The sequence below is a fragment of the Vibrio sp. 10N.261.55.A10 genome (assembly GCF_041470825.1).
Classification (GTDB): Bacteria; Pseudomonadota; Gammaproteobacteria; order Enterobacterales; family Vibrionaceae; genus Vibrio; species Vibrio crassostreae_C.
The window spans coordinates 148,134-164,861 of the sequence record NZ_JBFRNC010000007.1 but is presented as its reverse complement, the minus strand read 5'-3'; the positions used below and the strand labels follow the sequence as shown (position 1 = coordinate 164,861).

General features: G+C 45.4%; 13 protein-coding genes and 1 pseudogene. 6 read left to right on the top strand and 8 right to left on the bottom strand.

The features are described from left to right. Nucleotides 1-24 precede the first annotated feature (24 nt). Both AB4274_RS02350 and AB4274_RS02345 read left to right on the top strand, forming a co-directional pair. Entirely contained in the window at nt 25-519 is a 495-nt protein-coding gene (locus AB4274_RS02350) for a hypothetical protein (protein WP_372110800.1), read from the top strand. 98 nt (nt 520-617) lie between these two features. Next, on the top strand, nt 618-809 hold the full coding sequence (locus tag AB4274_RS02345; protein ID WP_372110798.1) for a hypothetical protein: 192 nt from the start codon (nt 618-620) through the stop codon (nt 807-809). 44 nt (nt 810-853) lie between these two features. On the opposite strand, the pseudogene AB4274_RS02340 reads toward AB4274_RS02345, so the two are convergent. Further along, nucleotides 854-1,185, bottom strand: a pseudogene (locus tag AB4274_RS02340) (DUF6575 domain-containing protein). A gap of 312 nt (nt 1,186-1,497) precedes the next feature. Here AB4274_RS02340 and trxB point away from each other — a divergent pair. The 4 genes from trxB (at nt 1,498) to azu (ending at nt 6,844) form a co-directional block, all read left to right on the top strand. After that, a complete protein-coding gene (trxB, locus tag AB4274_RS02335; RefSeq protein ID WP_017063580.1) occupies nt 1,498-2,457 on the top strand; it encodes a thioredoxin-disulfide reductase in 960 nt (319 codons plus the stop codon). A gap of 161 nt (nt 2,458-2,618) precedes the next feature. After that, nucleotides 2,619-4,403 carry a heme ABC transporter permease/ATP-binding protein CydD gene (gene cydD, locus AB4274_RS02330; RefSeq protein WP_017063579.1) on the top strand — a complete coding sequence of 595 codons (1,785 nt, stop codon included), beginning with the start codon at nt 2,619-2,621 and terminating at the stop codon, nt 4,401-4,403. Continuing rightward, a complete protein-coding gene (gene cydC, locus AB4274_RS02325) occupies nt 4,396-6,117 on the top strand; it encodes a heme ABC transporter ATP-binding protein/permease CydC (RefSeq protein ID WP_372110795.1) in 1,722 nt (573 codons plus the stop codon). Before cydD ends, cydC begins: the two co-directional genes overlap by 8 nt. Before the next feature lie 274 nt (nt 6,118-6,391). Continuing rightward, on the top strand, nt 6,392-6,844 hold the full coding sequence (gene azu, locus AB4274_RS02320; RefSeq protein ID WP_017063577.1) for an azurin: 453 nt from the start codon (nt 6,392-6,394) through the stop codon (nt 6,842-6,844). A gap of 71 nt (nt 6,845-6,915) precedes the next feature. On the opposite strand, the gene AB4274_RS02315 is transcribed toward azu, so the two are convergent. The 7 genes from AB4274_RS02315 to AB4274_RS02285 form a co-directional block, all read right to left on the bottom strand. Next, entirely contained in the window at nt 6,916-8,799 is a 1,884-nt protein-coding gene (locus tag AB4274_RS02315; RefSeq protein WP_017070254.1) for a methyl-accepting chemotaxis protein, read from the bottom strand. A gap of 323 nt (nt 8,800-9,122) precedes the next feature. Further along, entirely contained in the window at nt 9,123-10,694 is a 1,572-nt protein-coding gene (locus AB4274_RS02310) for a BCCT family transporter (RefSeq protein WP_017060963.1), read from the bottom strand. Between the two features lie 271 nt (nt 10,695-10,965). Continuing rightward, nucleotides 10,966-12,564 (bottom strand): BCCT family transporter, encoded by a 1,599-nt coding sequence (locus tag AB4274_RS02305; RefSeq protein WP_017066829.1) that lies wholly within the window; start codon nt 12,562-12,564, stop codon nt 10,966-10,968. A gap of 158 nt (nt 12,565-12,722) precedes the next feature. After that, nucleotides 12,723-13,361: a response regulator transcription factor gene (locus AB4274_RS02300; RefSeq protein WP_017060961.1), complete on the bottom strand. Its 639-nt coding sequence runs from the start codon at nt 13,359-13,361 to the stop codon at nt 12,723-12,725. Continuing rightward, nucleotides 13,354-14,709 (bottom strand): cache domain-containing protein, encoded by a 1,356-nt coding sequence (locus AB4274_RS02295; protein WP_017072488.1) that lies wholly within the window; start codon nt 14,707-14,709, stop codon nt 13,354-13,356. Before AB4274_RS02295 ends, AB4274_RS02300 begins: the two co-directional genes overlap by 8 nt. Before the next feature lie 104 nt (nt 14,710-14,813). Beyond that, a complete protein-coding gene (locus AB4274_RS02290; RefSeq protein ID WP_029235146.1) occupies nt 14,814-16,097 on the bottom strand; it encodes a TRAP transporter large permease subunit in 1,284 nt (427 codons plus the stop codon). Between the two features lie 9 nt (nt 16,098-16,106). Then, nucleotides 16,107-16,652: a TRAP transporter small permease subunit gene (locus AB4274_RS02285; protein ID WP_017060958.1), complete on the bottom strand. Its 546-nt coding sequence runs from the start codon at nt 16,650-16,652 to the stop codon at nt 16,107-16,109. Nucleotides 16,653-16,728: the final 76 nt, after the last annotated feature.

The window sequence follows — 16,728 nt, the reverse complement described above, 5'->3', positions numbered from 1 at the left end:
GGAAAGCCGCGATGAACCATTTTATTGGGGCCTGCTTACATTCTCCCAGTAGTAAGTCCTGTTTTCTTTGTAGGGCTGTTTATATTAGGGATCCAGTCCTCAACAAAAGAAAATACACGGCAAAAAAATACTTCGGGAATTAACAGCGCAGGTACGAAAACAGCCAATAGCACAGCAGCCACGGCCATAGCTACAGCCGCTACCTTAGACCTACTGGCGGATGATGACTCGCTATATGACAGTTCTAATTCATTCTCAGATCAGGATTCTCCAATCATTAACCCTGCTACGGGCTTAACTATGATGGGAGGGATTGATTCAGCTGGTAACCCATTTGGTACCGATTTGACCGATACATTACAAGATAGTTTTTCAAGTTTAGGTAGCTCAACCAGCTCTACGGGTTTTGATGATCCTTTCTCAAGCTCTTCTATAGATTTTGACGATTCTTTTTCAAGTTCTTCTATAGATTTTGACGATTCTTTTTCAAGCACTTCTATGGATGACGATTTTCTTTAGAACACTTAGGAAGCTACCGTTAAGGTTGTGCTATCAGAAACATAGCACTGACGAGATAGTTTAGGCTTACCACTAATGAAAATGAGGCAGGGAAAAGAATGAGACTATTCAGTAATAGTGAGCTAATCGGGCTCTTGTTAGGTTCAACAGCAGTTACCTGCCTATTAAGCGTTGGTACAGAATCGATACCAAAACTACTCTTTAACATCCTTATGGGTGTGGTTCTCGCCCATGTGTTAAAAGCAGGCCACAACATGATCAAAAGAACCCCAGAATCGAAAGCTGATTAAAACAATTATGTGAATTGAAGAGACCTTAACTCCCCTTGTACAAACTAAAACATACAAGCTTCTTCAAGGTCGATTTCAAAATCAACGGGCGGTAGGTTTACCAAGTGCTTGTTCATAGCTGTCAGCAGTTCGACTTTTGCGGGCTTCCCTACTTCGTTTGTATAGATAGTCGCTAAGTAAAGCTTGTCTGAACGGTGGAACGCATCATGAAAGCCCACTTAATGCACTGGCCGTTGTCGTAATCCCCACTCCAATACACCATAAACCTTTGGGTGTTTTCATTCTTAACCGTGAAGCATTTCGGCCCTAAGACGTCTTGATACACTTCCAGTAATTCCAATTTACCTAGCTGTGTGCCTGTTGGGAGTAAGTTCATTGCTCGTTCCTCATCTTTCTAACGTTGCCTATCAAACGTGCGTGCAATCTTATAATTAAATACTGTTTTTATATACAGTTATTTTGGCGTATTTTGACATGGCCGTTAGAAATCAAAAAGGCGGCAATAAGAATCCTCGAGGAAGACGGTGGTTTAGGCGATCTTCCAGCCACGAAAACGTTTGTCTCCATTAAGTTCTAAACTATAACGATTAATTACACTTCAACCCTTGTTTAACCTTTTATTGCCTCCATATTTTCCATACAATCCTAAGCGATTATAAATTAAAACAAATTCAATTTCGGAGTCCTCATGAGCGACGTAAAGCACTGTAATTTATTGATTCTTGGTTCTGGCCCTGCTGGCTATACAGCTGCAGTTTACGCTGCTCGTGCAAACCTAAACCCAGTTCTGGTTACTGGTATGCAGCAAGGTGGTCAGCTTACAACCACAACTGAAGTGGAAAACTGGCCGGGTGATGCGGAAGGTTTAACAGGCCCAGCACTAATGGATCGCATGAAAGAGCACGCAGAGCGCTTTGAAACAGAGATCCTGTTCGACCATATTAACGAAGTCGACCTTTCAAACCGCCCTTTCCGTCTTAAAGGCGATTCTGGCGAGTACACTTGTGATGCGTTGATCATCTCAACAGGTGCATCAGCTAAATACCTAGGTTTAGATTCTGAAGAAGCATTCAAAGGCCGCGGCGTTTCTGCTTGTGCAACGTGTGATGGTTTCTTCTACCGCAACCAGAAAGTAGCGGTTGTTGGTGGTGGTAACACTGCAGTTGAAGAAGCACTTTACCTATCTAACATCGCATCTGAAGTTCACCTGATTCACCGTCGTGATACGTTCCGCGCTGAAAAGATTCTTGTTAAGCGTTTAATGGACAAAGTAGAGAACGGCAACATTGTTCTTCACACTGACCGCACGCTAGACGAAGTTCTTGGCGACGATATGGGCGTAACTGGCGTTCGTATTAAAGATACTCAGTCTGACAAGACAGAAGATATCGACGTAATGGGCGCGTTCATCGCTATCGGTCACCAACCGAACACTGAAATCTTCAAAGGCCAAGTAGATATGAAAGATGACTACATCATCGTTCAGTCTGGTCTTGAAGGTAACGCGACACAAACAAGCATCCCAGGCGTATTTGCTGCGGGTGATGTTATGGACCACAACTACCGCCAAGCGATCACTTCTGCTGGTACTGGTTGTATGGCTGCTCTGGATGCTGAACGCTTCCTAGATGGCCTTAACGATAAGTAAATCTGAGATTGCAGATTTGATTATCGACGCTCTCGCCTTAGTAGATGCAGGGCGTCATCACATTTTGTTGTAAATCCCTAAAGCCCAGTGGTATATCCACTGGGCTTTCTTTTGTATACTAGCCGCCCTCAACGAATAATAATTATCATTAAGCCTTCATAATGGATAAGAAAAAACAACGCAGCTTGAATAAGTGGCTTAAGCAACAAAGTAAGTTAGCAAAACGCTGGCTTATGATTGCGATTAGCCTTGGCGTACTTTCAAGTGTGTTTTTAATTGCTCAAGCAGCGCTTCTCGCCTCTATTCTTCACCAGCTGATCATCGAGAATGTCGATAAATCTGAACTGGTTGGTCATTTCGCAGGCTTGGCATTATCGGTCGTTGGCCGTGCTGGCTGTACATGGGGACGTGAGATCGCAGGTTATCGCTGTGGTGAACAGATCCGTGTTTACATCAGGCAACTCATCCTTGATAAGTTACGTGAGTTAGGCCCTGCTTATATCAAAGGCAAACCTGCCGGTACGTGGGCAACCCTGTTGCTAGAACAAGTAGAAGACATGCAGGACTTCTTCTCTCGTTACTTACCTCAGATGTCTTTATCGGTAATGATTCCATTCATTATTTTGGTCGTGGTATTCCCTGTAAACTGGGCAGCTGGCCTTATCTTCTTGCTGACTGCGCCACTGGTGCCGATGTTCATGGCATTGGTTGGCATGAAAGCAGCCGATGCAAACCGTAAAAACTTCAAAGCACTGCAACGTCTTTCTGGTCACTTTTACGACCGTTTGCAGTCAATGACAACCATCCGTCTATTTGACCGCACAAACGCTGAAACAGAAGTATTGAAAGGTGCATCTGAGGTGTTCAGAACGCGCACCATGGATGTATTGAAGATCGCTTTCTTGTCGTCTGCAGTACTTGAGTTCTTCACGTCTATCTCGATTGCGATGACGGCGGTTTACTTTGGTTTCACTTACATCGGCGAGCTTAACTTCGGCCACTACGGCGTTGGCATTACGCTATTCGCAGGTTTGTTTATCCTTATCTTGGCGCCAGAGTTTTACCAACCTCTGCGTGATTTAGGTACTTTCTACCACGCGAAGCAACAAGCGGTTGGCGCAGCTGAAAGTATTGTCGAGTTCCTAGAAACCGACATCACTAAGGTTAAATCAGGCGACACTCAGCTTGATCCGGCTCAAGGCATCAATATTGAAGCTCAAGATCTCAAAGTGTTAAGCCCTGAAGGTGTTCAACTGGTTGGCCCTATCTCGTTTGCACTGAATACTCGCCAATCGACTGCGTTAGTTGGTCCAAGTGGTGCGGGTAAAACAAGTTTGATCAACGCCATTCTTGGTTTCATGCCTTATGAAGGAAGCTTGAAAATCAATGGCATTGAACTGCGTGACCTAGACTTAGCCTCTTGGCGTAAAACGATTAGTTGGGTTGGTCAAAACCCGTTGCTACTGCACGGCACAATTCGTGACAACGTTACTCTAGGTAAGCACGATATCACTGACCAAGTTGTCGAGAATGCACTTGAGCAGTCTTTTGCTAACGAATTCGTAAATGAGCACGGCTTGGATTACATGATTTCTGATCGCTCTGGCGGTCTGTCTGTGGGTCAATCTCAGCGTTTGGCTCTAGCTCGCGCAATGATTCAAGACGGTCAGTTCTGGTTGCTCGATGAACCCACTGCCAGCCTAGATACTCGTAGCGAACAGTTGGTAATGAAAGGCATCAATAGCAACATCGAAAGCCGCACTGCCTTACTTGTGACGCACCAACTTGCCCCGCTTCAATCGGTCGATAACATTCTGGTTATGCGCGATGGTGGTCTTGTTGAACAAGGTCATTACTCTCAGCTTTCGACTGCGGGTGGTTTATTCGAAGAGATGCTTAACGCGAACTTAGCTCAACAAGATAATAAGGGTAATTTAGATGCGTGATTTACTGCCTTACCTGAAACTCTATAAAAAGCATTGGTTTGGCCTATCGCTAGGCATGCTATTGGCTTTTGCTACTCTGTCGGCTTCTATTGGCTTGTTAACGCTATCAGGCTGGTTCATTTCAGCTTCTGCGGTTGCAGGCCTTACGATTGCACGTGAAACCTTCAACTACATGCTACCGGGTGGTGGTGTACGTGGTTTGGCAATGAGCCGTACTGCGGGTCGTTGGGGTGAACGTGTTGTCAGCCACAATGCAACATTCAAATTGTTAACTGATCTGCGTATCTTCTTCTTCAAGAAGCTGGCTCCGCTGATCCCAGGTCGTATTTCAAACCTTCGTGATGCTGATCTTCTGAACCGCTTGGTTGCTGATGTCGACGCGATGGATCACGTGTACTTGCGCTTAGTAAGCCCTGTGACGGTGGGTGTGTTCGGGATTTTCTTCCTGACTCTGTTCTTAATGTGGTTCGATAGCTCACTAGGTTTAATCTTAGGTTCTATCCTTCTGATCATGCTGTTGGTTTGGCCAATCTTGTTCTACAAATTGGGTAAACGTAACGGTGGTGAGCTGACACAGAACAAAGCGGATCTTCGTGTGACAACGCTAGATTGGATTGAAGGCTACAGCGAGCTAACTCTGTTCGGTGCTGAAGAGCGTTACCGTAATGCGATTCTAGAAACGCAACGAAAGCTGATGGCGAATCAGTTTGTGAATGCTAACCTAACCGGTATGGCTTCAGCTGCGCTAATGCTGTTCAACGGTTTGACGCTGGTTCTTATGCTTTGGCTTGCGGCAGATGGCGTGGGCGGTAATGCTCCAGACCCGTTCATCGCGCTAATGGCGTTCGCAACCATGGCAAGTTTTGAGCTATTGATGCCAATCGCAGGCGCGTTCCAGCATTTAGGTCAGACTCTGTCTTCTGCACGTCGCTTGAATGAAGTGATTCTGTCAGAACCTGAAGTTCAGTTCGCTGAAGAGAAACTCGACATCAACAAGCCGCTTGATATTACGTTCTCAAACGTGACGTTCAACTACCCTGACTCTGAGCGCAGTGTTCTGAACGCTGTCGACCTAACGATTCCGGCAACGAACAAAGTAGCGATTGTGGGTCAAACAGGTTCTGGTAAATCGACTCTGATCCAGCTTCTGACTCGCTACTGGGATCCTAAAAAGGGCTACATATCAATCGCGGGTATTGAACTGACGCAGTGGAACGAATCGCAGCTTCGTGAATCAATCAGTGTAGTAAGCCAACGTGTCGACATTCTAAATGGTACTTTGCGTGACAACTTGTTGATTGCAAGACCAGAAGCGACCGATGATCACTTAGCGAATATCCTAAAAGACGTTGGTCTAGAAAAGCTGCTTGAGAATAACGCACTTGATAGCTGGTTAGGTGACGGTGGTCGTCAACTATCTGGTGGTGAGAAGCGCCGTATTGGCATCGCACGTGCGATTCTTCATGATGCCCCTATCCTGCTTCTCGATGAGCCAACAGAAGGCTTAGATAAGCAAACAGAACACAGCATCATGACGCTGTTCGAGAAGCACTTTGAAGGCAAGACGGTTATCTTCATTACGCACCGTTTGATTGGTCTAGAGTCGATGGATTCTATCGTTCTGATTGAACAAGGCGAGATTGTTGAAAACGGCTCTCACGAGAAGCTGTTAAACGAAGAAGGACGTTATTTCCAACTTCGTCAGGCAATCTAGCTTCCCCTTAAGCTATAAAGAAAACTATTCAAGGCTCGAGTTTATGCTCGGGCTTTTTGTTGTCTGCGATTCTAGTCTCGAGCAACCATTCCCCCCTAAACGGTTGTTCATGCGCTGATTAGTTTTGCCCTTTCCTACAAAAACTTACCATTTACAAAGCAACGAGTTGCACACAATTCAAGTCGTAGCACATTACTATGATCATCTTTCTAGGATAATACGTATCAATCAACCTCATGGAATAACCTCCCCCTAAAATAATGGAGAACAGTGTATGTCTTTACGATTAATCGCAACAACGATAGCGCTTGTAGGTGCTAGCTTTACCGCTCAAGCGAGCTCGGAATGTGAAGTATCGATTGATGCTAGTGATCAAATGAAATTTTCAACTGACACATTAAGCGTTCCAGCGAGCTGTAAAGAAGTGAAGCTGACGCTAAACCATACTGGTTCTATGCCAGCCCAATCAATGGGCCACAACGTCGTTATAACAGACACTGCGTCGCTACAAGCAGTAGGCATCGATGGTATGTCGGCAGGTATCGACAATAACTACGTAAAACCTGACGACAGCCGCGTTTACGCCTTCACTCGTGTTATCGGTGGTGGCGAGTCAACCTCAATCACTTTCAGCACAGAGAAAATGACAGCCGGTGGCGACTACTCTTTCCTATGTTCATTCCCGGGCCACTGGGCAATCATGAAGGGCAAGTTTGAGTTTAAATAACTCGTTAGTCTAGATTGTACAGATACATCAAAGCCCGAACCTAAGTCGGGGCTTTGTTATATTGGCTTCGATTACAGCTTGAAGCGGCTGATTTCGCTTTCTAGCTCGTGAGACAGTTCAGATAACTGAGCAGCTTGCTCTGCAGCTTGGTGCGCTTCGTCTGCTAGCTCGTTAGATACGTCACGGATTCCTTCAGTATTACGAGTAATCTCAGACGTTACTGACGCTTGCTCTTCTGCAGCAGAAGCAATCTGTGTTGCCATGTCGCTGATGCGTTCAACAGCAGCATGGATTTGCGTTAGGCTTGCAGCCGCTGAGTTCGCGTCATCAACACTGGTTTCAGCAAGAGTACGGCTATCGTTCATGATGTTAACCGCTTTGCCTGTTGTACCTTGCAGCAACTCAATCGTTTGTTGAATTTCTTGCGTTGAACCGTGTGTACGTTGGCTCAGAACTCGAACTTCATCCGCTACTACTGCGAAACCACGACCTTGCTCACCGGCACGTGCTGCTTCAATAGCGGCGTTAAGTGCAAGTAGGTTCGTTTGTTCTGCAATACCTTGAATGTTAGACAAGATAGCGTTGATGCTGTTGCCGTGCTCTTCAAGCTCGAGAATCACGTTAGTTGCGATTTGAACTTCTTGAGCAAGGTTTTGGATAGAGCTTTGAGTCTGTGTCACTTGACCAGTACCGTGCTCACACGCGCCAACCGCTTCAGATGAGTTCTGTGCAGTGTGGTCTGCGTTACCTGCGATCTCTTGTGTTGCTGCAGCCATTTCATTAACGGCTGTTGCTACCATGTTGATCTCGTCTTGTTGCATTTGGATACGAGCACTACGTTCTTCAGCTTGAGAAGCCGTTTGACGTGCTTGGTTGCCTAGCGCAGCAGATACTTCGCTTAGCTTGATCACCATGGTGTGCATGTTACCCACAAAGCGGTTGAAGTTTGCTGCAAGCTGACCAATTTCGTCGTCGCTCTTAGGCTCAAGGCGTTGAGTAAGATCGCCCTCACCTGAAGCAATTTCTTCAAGTGCTGCTGAAACACGGTTCAAATCACGGAATAGGAAGCTTACTAACCAAGACACGAGTACGATTACGATGAGCGTAATAACGACAGCAGTGATGATCAGCTGAGTAAGTAGCGTTGAGTGGTTCGCTTCTTCTGTTGCTTTGTCCATCTGAACCGCGAAGATCCAGTTAGTGTTAGGCACCTTCGTGAAGTAAAGCAGCTTGTCTGCGCCGCGCTCTTTGATGATCTCGATGCTACCCGTACGCACTGCGTTTTCGATGATAGGCATAGAGATATCGTTTGAAAGCTGGCTTACCGGCTTCAAGCTTAGTGCTGAATCTGGGTGTGCTAGGAATGTGCCGTCAGAGGCATCAATTAGCATTGCGTAAGCGTTGTCACCAACATCAAGGCTGATTACATCGTTAACCAACTGGTCGATCAGTACGTCTGCACCAACAACACCAACAAGTTGGCCGTTGTGGCGAACAGGTTCTGCGATCGTTACTAGAAGTGCTTTGGTGATTGCATCTTGGTAAGCCGTAGTAATGATTTGCTTACCTGCAGCGTTTGCTTCTTGGTACCAAGGACGTTGACGAGGATCGTAATCTGCACGATTACGTTCAGGATGTGAACGGTACATTCCACCTTCTGGAGTACCTAAAAAGATATCGTCAAAGCCACCCGCTACACGAGCTTGTCTAAGGAAAGGAACAACATCATCCTCTCGTGAAAAGTCATTAAATGCTGATGCGATATCAGTACGGATATCAATCCAGTTTTTAATACCTTCAGATGCTGCTTCAGATACGCTTTCAGCTCGTAGGTATACGCCATTACGAGTCTGTTCAAATAATTGGTTTGCTGACAACCAAGTCAACGCTGTAGCCATAACGACAACAGCAGATAGGCTAGCGCCTATCAACTTCTGCTTTAGTGTTAGTTTCATGTCAAAGTTTCACGAGTGGTGGGAAATCTCGCGCATACTACCCAATATCAGTATTAAATTCGAGCAATTTTATAATTTAATATCGGAATATAATTTTAAGCAAACCATAAGCTTACCTAATGTCAATTCCTTGGCTTGTCGCCAAATTTAAGGCGGCATTATCTCTACGGTTATTAGTATTTTTATCGCACTTCACATGTTAAAAAGAGACAAGAAAACACGGTAAAGAAGAAACAAAAAAGGCAGAAGAGTTTCCTCTTCTGCCTTCATATTATTTACCACTCTACTGCGTATAAATTGCAGTAGATTTCAGCTTACAAAGCCTAGCGTTTTTCTGTACGCATACCCATTAGCAAGCTCACACACATCAGTAATAGAATGATGGTGAATGGCAATGCTGTAGAGATTGCACCCGCTTGTAGAGCTTGTACTGCTTCAGTACCACCAACCCACAATAGAGCCACAGCAATCGCACCTTCTAGGAACGCCCAGAACACACGTTGAGGCACAGGCGTATCAACTTTACCACCCGCGGTGATGCTGTCGATTACTAGAGAGCCTGAGTCAGACGATGTAATGAAGAATACTAGAACCAATACAACCGCAATGATTGAAAGCAGAGTCCCGAACGGCAGTGCATCAAACATTTGGAACATTGCTAGTGATACATCTGTTAGGCCGTCTTGACCAAGAATACCAACGTTATTCACGATTTGGTCAATCGCCATGCCACCGAATACTGACATCCAAATGATAGTCACTGTAGTCGGTACAATCAGTACTGCTGTGATGAACTCACGAACCGTACGACCTTTAGAAACACGTGCGATAAACATACCTACGAATGGAGACCATGAGATCCACCAAGCCCAGTAGAATACAGTCCAACCGTGCATCCACGTTTCATCTTCACGACCGTGAGGGTTACTCAACGGAATGATGTTTTCAATGTATGCCATCAATGTCGTTGGGATAGAACCTAAAGTCACCGCGTAGCCGATTAGAGCCACTAAGATAAGCAGTAGGAAAGCCACCAACATGTTGATGTTACTGATAACTTTAACGCCACCATCAATACCACGAAGTACTGATACTACCGCCAATAAAGTCACCGCTGTAATCACAATAACTTGCAGACCTAGGCCCGCTTCAATGCCGAATACATGCTGAATACCACTTGCCGCTTGTTGTGCACCAAGACCTAACGATGTCGCCAGACCAAATAGCGTTGCAAGTACAGCAAGAATATCAACAATGTGACCTGCCCAGCCCCAAGCTCTATCACCTAAAATTGGGTAAAAGATAGAACGGATAGAAAGAGGCAATCCCTTGTTGTAAGAGAAAAACGCAAGTGACAGTGCTACTACGCCATAAATCGCCCAAGGGTGTAGACCCCAGTGATACATGGTTGCGCCCAATGCCAGTTTTGCAGCTTCTGGTGTGTTTGGTTCAACACCTAACGGAGTTTCAAACCAACCCGTGAAGTAAGCCGCTGGCTCTGCCACACTCCAGAACATCAAGCCGATACCCATACCTGCGGCAAACAGCATCGATAGCCAAGAGAAGAATGAGTAATCTGCCGTCGCATCAACACCACCAAGGCGGATTTTGCCGTACGGAGAAACAATCAAACCTAAGCAGAAAATTACGAAAATATTACCCGACCAGATGAAAAGCCAATCAAACGAATTGATAATCTGGCCTTTAACGCCATCTAGCGCAGCCTTTGCTGAAGCGGTATCTGTAATAAGAACACCGATCAGGAACAAAGCGATAAGTCCCGCACTAATACCAAATACTGGGTTATGAACATCAAAACCCCATTTTTGGACGTTATCTTGACCGACAGTGTAATCCGTACTGTCGATACTGTATTTATCTATACCTTTAGTCATTATCCCTCTCTACGGAATTCTATTAGGGTCTATTGACCTCGTATTCCTTACTTACCTGCGACTTAATTACAAACTCGAACCTACGATCCAAGTAGTACAAGCTGTTGTCACAATAATTCAAATACTTGGATGTCTGAAGTTTAGCAGGTTAACTTGTTGTTTTCAGTAAACTAGAATCGGCTCGATGGAATTTCAAACAATATTCACGTAATTACTCAAGTTTATGACGAAAAAAAGGTCGACCCTGTCGACCTTTTTATCAAAAATACTTTTAACTCAAAGCATTTTGGTGCTTAACCAATTGATTTTCAGTTCGTAAACCTAGCAATAAGCTTAGGCACATAAGCAATAATATGAAGGCAAATGGTAGCGCCATCGATACCGTTCCAGCTTGCAGTGCTTGAATAGATTCCGTACCACCAACCCATAGTAGAACCGCTGCAATCGCGCCGCCCATCAACGCCCAAAATACACGTTGTGGAACCGGTGCATCCACTTTACCGCCAGAGGTAATGCTATCGATAACCAATGAGCCTGAATCAGAAGAGGTGATAAAGAACACCATAATCAAACCAATCGATACCACTGAAAGCACAGAGCTCATTGGCAGAGCATCGTAAGTATGGAAAAGAGAAAGTGTAATATCTTGCAGACCATTCACACCAATCTCGCCCACCTTGTTCGCCACTTGATCAATCGCGATGCCACCGAAAATAGCCATCCAGATGATGATTACTGTCGTTGGGATGAACAATACAGCAACGATGAATTCACGAATCGTTCGACCTTTAGAGATACGAGCGATGAACATGCCTACGAATGGTGACCAAGACATCCACCATGCCCAGTAGAATACCGTCCAACCTTGCATCCACGTTTCGTCATCACGACCGTGAGGATTGCTTAAGGGAATGAAGTTTTCAATGTAGCCCATTAGCGCGGTTGGGATTGCTTTAATACCCGCCATGCCACCAGCGATGGTAACGAAGATAAGTAAGCCCAAAGCAACCAGCATGTTCACATTACTCAGAAGCTTTACACCACCGTTGATGCCACGAACCACGGACATTGTCGCTAAGAAAGTAACCACAGCGATAACAATCAGCTGCATGCCAATACCGCCATCGGTACCAAATACATGGTTAATACCACTTGTTGCTTGTTGAGCACCTAAGCCCAATGAAGTTGCAAGGCCAAATAGCGTTGCAAGCACAGCGACGATATCAACAATATGACCAAACCAACCCCAAGTTCTATCACCCAAGATAGGGTAGAAAATAGAGCGGATTGATAGAGGTAAACCTTTATTGAAGGTGAAGAAGGCAAGCGCTAGAGCAACAACCGCGTAAATCGCCCAACCGTGCAGACCCCAGTTGTAGATGGTTGCACCAAGAGCCAACTTCGCCGCTTCAGGAGAGTAAGCTTCAACACCTAGTGGTGTTTCATACCAGCCAGTGAAGTAAGCTACTGGCTCAGCAACACCCCAGAACATTAAGCCAATACCCATTCCTGCGGCGAATAACATCGACATCCAAGATAGGTTTGAGTGCTCTGCTTTGGCATCATTGCCACCAATACGTATCTTGCCATACGGGGAGACAATGAGGGCAAAACAGAAAATTACGAAGATGTTTGCTGCCCACATGAAGAAACCATCGAAGTTACCAATGACTTTCCATTTGATTCCATCAAGCGCCGCTTTTGCGGTTTCAGGGTCTGCGACTAGAAGTGCCAACAGGAAGATAATGATCGCCCCTGCACTGATTCCAAATACTGGGTTATGAACATCAAAACCCCATTTCTGAACGTTATCTTGTCCTACTGTATAATCGGTATTTTCAATACTATACCTATCTTTTACAGGCTCCATGCTTCCTCTCTAATTTGCAGCGCACAGTTTGCAACATTGCATTCGGCGCTTAAATTTCGAAAAGAAGAATATCAACCTGTCGCAAAAATACTAAAAAAACCTCCATAAAGGAGGCATTTAGTAATTAAATTACACATTTAACGTTATTTAGCGTAAGATCAGTCCACAAGCCCGGAGCTGACCGCATATTTAGCAAGCTCTGCCGTAGAGTGAATATCGAGCTTATGCTTAATATTTTGCCTATGGGTTTCTACCGTTCGATAGCTGATATTCAGCGCCTTTGCGACCTCTTTACTGCTCTCCCCTTTTGCGACTAATTTCAGCACAGCCTCTTCACGTCTGCTCAATGGATTCTTGACAGATGGCGTGGGAGTAATCGGCTGAGTAAACAAATTCTGCGTGACTTTTTCACAGAAATAGGTCGATCCTTGATTGACCGTTTTGATTGCCTGTACCATTTTTTCAGCCGAAATCTCTTTCAACATGTAACCGACTGCACCCGACTGCATCACCTTCATGATGTATTCACGGTTGTTATGCATGGTCAGCATCAGGACCTTGGCTTCTGGGTCTTCTTCTTTAATCAGATGGGTGGCATCAATGCCATTCATGATAGGCATGCTGATATCCATCAACACCACATCGGGACGTAAAGACTTAACAACCTCTACCGCTTCTAGTCCATTGCTGGCGGTACCTATCACGCTAATATCTGGCTCGAGTTCCAATCTCGCCATAAAGCCATCCAGTACCACTTGGTGATCGTCAGCAATCACAACTCGAATAACTTCACTCATTCATTAATCCCTCTAGTGTCAGTAACACTGTAATTTCCGTTCCGAGGCCAATCTCACTCATCAATTCAAAGTCACCACCGATGAACTCCACTCGCTCTCTCATGTTACGCAGCCCGATCCCTCGTTTTTCCATCGCTTTATAGGTGTTGAAACCGACACCGTTATCTTGAATCAGTAGTTGCAACACATTACCAATTTGCTGAGCGATAACCGTTACTTTGGTCGCTTGCGCGTGTTTCTCGATATTATTCAGCGACTCTTGCACCACTCGATACAAGGTTGTCGCAGCCTCAGATTTCAACTTACCCTGTTGAGTGCTAAACAAGGTTTCTACTTCAATACCCGAATGCGCCTGAAAATCTAACAACAATGAAGACAATGCCGCCTCTAAACCAATATCATCCAACGAACTTGGACGAAGTTGATGCGAGATGTGCCTCACTTCTTCGATTGCTCGCATCAGTGAATGCTGCGACTTATTCAAATGTGCTTTAAGGTCTTCATTTTGTAGCTTATTACCGAGCAGTTCCAAATGGCAACGACTCGACACTAATAATTGGTTAATACCATCATGCAACTCACGCGCTAGATGCTTCTTCTCGTCTTCTTGGAACATCACCGTCTTATGCGCCAGCTCCTTTAAGTTGTTATCAGCAATCCGATGTTCATGCATGTTAATAGCCAAGGTCAGCACGATGATGACCGCGACCGTTACGCTCAAAATCACCACAATCGAAAAGAACGTGGTTTCAATATTCTTATTTATCGCAGCCTGCATCGAAGCCACTTCTTGGTGTACGTCTTCAATATACAAGCCGGTGCCAATCATCCAGTCCCAACGCTCTAACCAAGCGGCGTAGCTCAGCTTAGACACCACCTCACCCGTCGACGGTTTTTGCCACAAATACTGGTGAAACCCGCCTCCGGTTTGCGCTTCTCTTAACAGAGCCTCTATCAGAAAATCGCCATCTTCATCTTGCAGTTGGAGTAGGTTTTGGCCTATCAATTCTGGCTGAATTGGATGAACCAAGTTGGTCCCGAGGCGATCGTATGCGAAGAAGTACCCATCAGAGCCATATCTAAGTTTAGACAATATGGTTCGAACTTTTTTTTTGGCTTGGGCTTCTTGGATATTTGGATCGTTATAGACGTGTTCTATGGCGTCGAACGCGAGATCAACCGTGTCTTTGAGGGCGTTTTCACGCGACTTGATTAGGCTGTCTCTAAAGATCTCGACTTCTTTAGCGCCTAACGTCTTAGTCTGGTGCAGCGAGATCCAACTAATACTCGCCGTTACCAGCAGCAACGGGAGCAACGTCAGCAAAATCAGCTTGGCTTTTAGAGGCATTCCTTTCCCTCACAAAAAACGGCTTACTGAACATCAATAAGCCGTTTTACTTTAGCAATTTATAGATAGCCGTCGAAACATATCATTCACATTCTTGGCTTCACTCACATTCCATAGAAAGATGGGAAAGCGAGAAGTGATCCAAGTACGAGGATTTGAATCAGAATGAACGGCATCACACCTCGGTAGATGTCCTTAGTCGTCACGCCTTTCGGTGCTACGCCTTTTAAATAGAACAAACTAAAACCAAATGGCGGCGTTAAGAAGGAAGTTTGTAGGTTCATCGCAATAAGGATAGCGAACCATGTCATGTTGATGCCCATCAGTTCAGCAACTGGCGCAATGATCGGCACGATGATGAAACAGATCTCTACGAAGTCGATGAAGAAACCCAGAATCAGAATCACCAGCATGGTAATGATCAGGAAGCCCCATTTTTCACCTGGCAGTTGTAGCATCCACTCTTCAACCAGATAGTCGCCACCAGTGTAGGTAAACGCCATTGAGAATGCCGTTGCACCCAACAAGATAGCAAATACCATCGCCGTTACTTTCACCGTCTCTTTCGACGCCTCGTACACCATCGACCAACTAAATTGACCGTAAAGCAGTGCAAGTATCATCGCACCCGCGCCACCTAATGCGGCTGACTCTGTTGGCGTAGCAACACCTGCGAAGATAGAGCCCAGTACAACAATGATTAACGCTAGAGGCGGAAGAATCGCTTTCAGTGCATTAAACACTTCCTGCTTACGGCTGATGGAGTCATCACGTTCAATAGGTTGAGCCGCTTCAGGGTGTAGCTTTGCGTATATCAAGATATAAACGATGTACGCGCCGACCAGCATCACGCCCGGCCAAATCGCCGCTTGGAACAAGTCGCCTACAGGAACACCTAGAACATCACCCAATAGAATCAATACGATGGAGGGTGGAATGATCTGCCCTAGCGTACCAGACGCACAAATAGTGCCGCAGGCTAAGCCTTTGTCGTAATTGTACTTGAGCATTACAGGTAGGGAGATAAGTCCCATAGCAACAACAGAAGCACCAACCACGCCAGTAGAAGCCGCAAGTAGTGAACCTACTAATACGGTTGAAATCGCGATACCACCACGAACGCCGCCAAACAGTCGCCCCATAGACTCAAGCAACTGCTCAGCAAGCTTGGTCTTTTGTAGAACGAGCCCCATAAAAACAAACAATGGAACGGCCATCAGAACCGTGTTTTCCATAATGGATTGAATTCGATATGGCATGAAGGCAAACATTTCAATGCCCTCAGCCCAAACACCAAAGATTAACGCGATACCACCAAAGGTAAACGCCACTGGGAAGCCAAGTAAAAGCGCAAACAAGGCTACGAAAAACATTACTATTCCAATCATGTTCAGCCTCTACTTGTTTTTTGTATGAATATTGTTTGCATGGATAAGATGCGGATTAAAAATCTTATTCAGTGAATGCAGGATCAAACCTACGCCACTGAGTGCCATCAAAAAGAATGACAGCGGGATCATAGCTTTGATGATCCAGCGATACGGCAGGCCACCGGGATCGCCTGAGGTTTCACCCAGTTCATAACTCTCTTTGGCAACATCGATACCAAACCAAGCCACCAGCAGGCAAAACGGAAGTAGAAAGATAAGCGTGCCAAGCAGGTCAATAATCGCTTGTGCTTTAAAGCTCAGTTGCTCATAGAACACGTCAACTCGAACATGGCCACCAGCCTTGATGGCATAAGGAACACCGAGTAGGAAAACGGCGGAGAAAAGGTGCCATTCCATCTCTTGGAAGGCGATAGAGACATCGTTGAAGGCATATCTCATGACAACGTCATACACGACGTTGGCGATAAGTAAAATAAACAACATACTGGAAAGCCATCCCAGTGCGTCACCGATACGATTAAACAGGCGTTCAATATAAATTAGACTTCGCATTCCCGACTCCATGGAATTTGAAAAGACATCGCGCAGCTGAGGTAACGAGCTGTAGGACGTAGAAAAGGTTCTTGAG

Coding starts and splice junctions, on each gene's coding strand:
- AB4274_RS02305 (WP_017066829.1), bottom strand. CDS start 12,564: ATGGAGCCTGTAAAAGATAGGTATAGTATTGAAAATACCGATTATACA.
- AB4274_RS02300 (WP_017060961.1), bottom strand. CDS start 13,361: ATGAGTGAAGTTATTCGAGTTGTGATTGCTGACGATCACCAAGTGGTA.
- AB4274_RS02310 (WP_017060963.1), bottom strand. CDS start 10,694: ATGACTAAAGGTATAGATAAATACAGTATCGACAGTACGGATTACACT.
- azu (WP_017063577.1), top strand. CDS start 6,392: ATGTCTTTACGATTAATCGCAACAACGATAGCGCTTGTAGGTGCTAGC.
- AB4274_RS02295 (WP_017072488.1), bottom strand. CDS start 14,709: ATGCCTCTAAAAGCCAAGCTGATTTTGCTGACGTTGCTCCCGTTGCTG.
- AB4274_RS02285 (WP_017060958.1), bottom strand. CDS start 16,652: ATGCGAAGTCTAATTTATATTGAACGCCTGTTTAATCGTATCGGTGAC.
- AB4274_RS02345 (WP_372110798.1), top strand. CDS start 618: ATGAGACTATTCAGTAATAGTGAGCTAATCGGGCTCTTGTTAGGTTCA.
- AB4274_RS02315 (WP_017070254.1), bottom strand. CDS start 8,799: ATGAAACTAACACTAAAGCAGAAGTTGATAGGCGCTAGCCTATCTGCT.
- AB4274_RS02290 (WP_029235146.1), bottom strand. CDS start 16,097: ATGATTGGAATAGTAATGTTTTTCGTAGCCTTGTTTGCGCTTTTACTT.
- cydD (WP_017063579.1), top strand. CDS start 2,619: ATGGATAAGAAAAAACAACGCAGCTTGAATAAGTGGCTTAAGCAACAA.
- cydC (WP_372110795.1), top strand. CDS start 4,396: ATGCGTGATTTACTGCCTTACCTGAAACTCTATAAAAAGCATTGGTTT.
- trxB (WP_017063580.1), top strand. CDS start 1,498: ATGAGCGACGTAAAGCACTGTAATTTATTGATTCTTGGTTCTGGCCCT.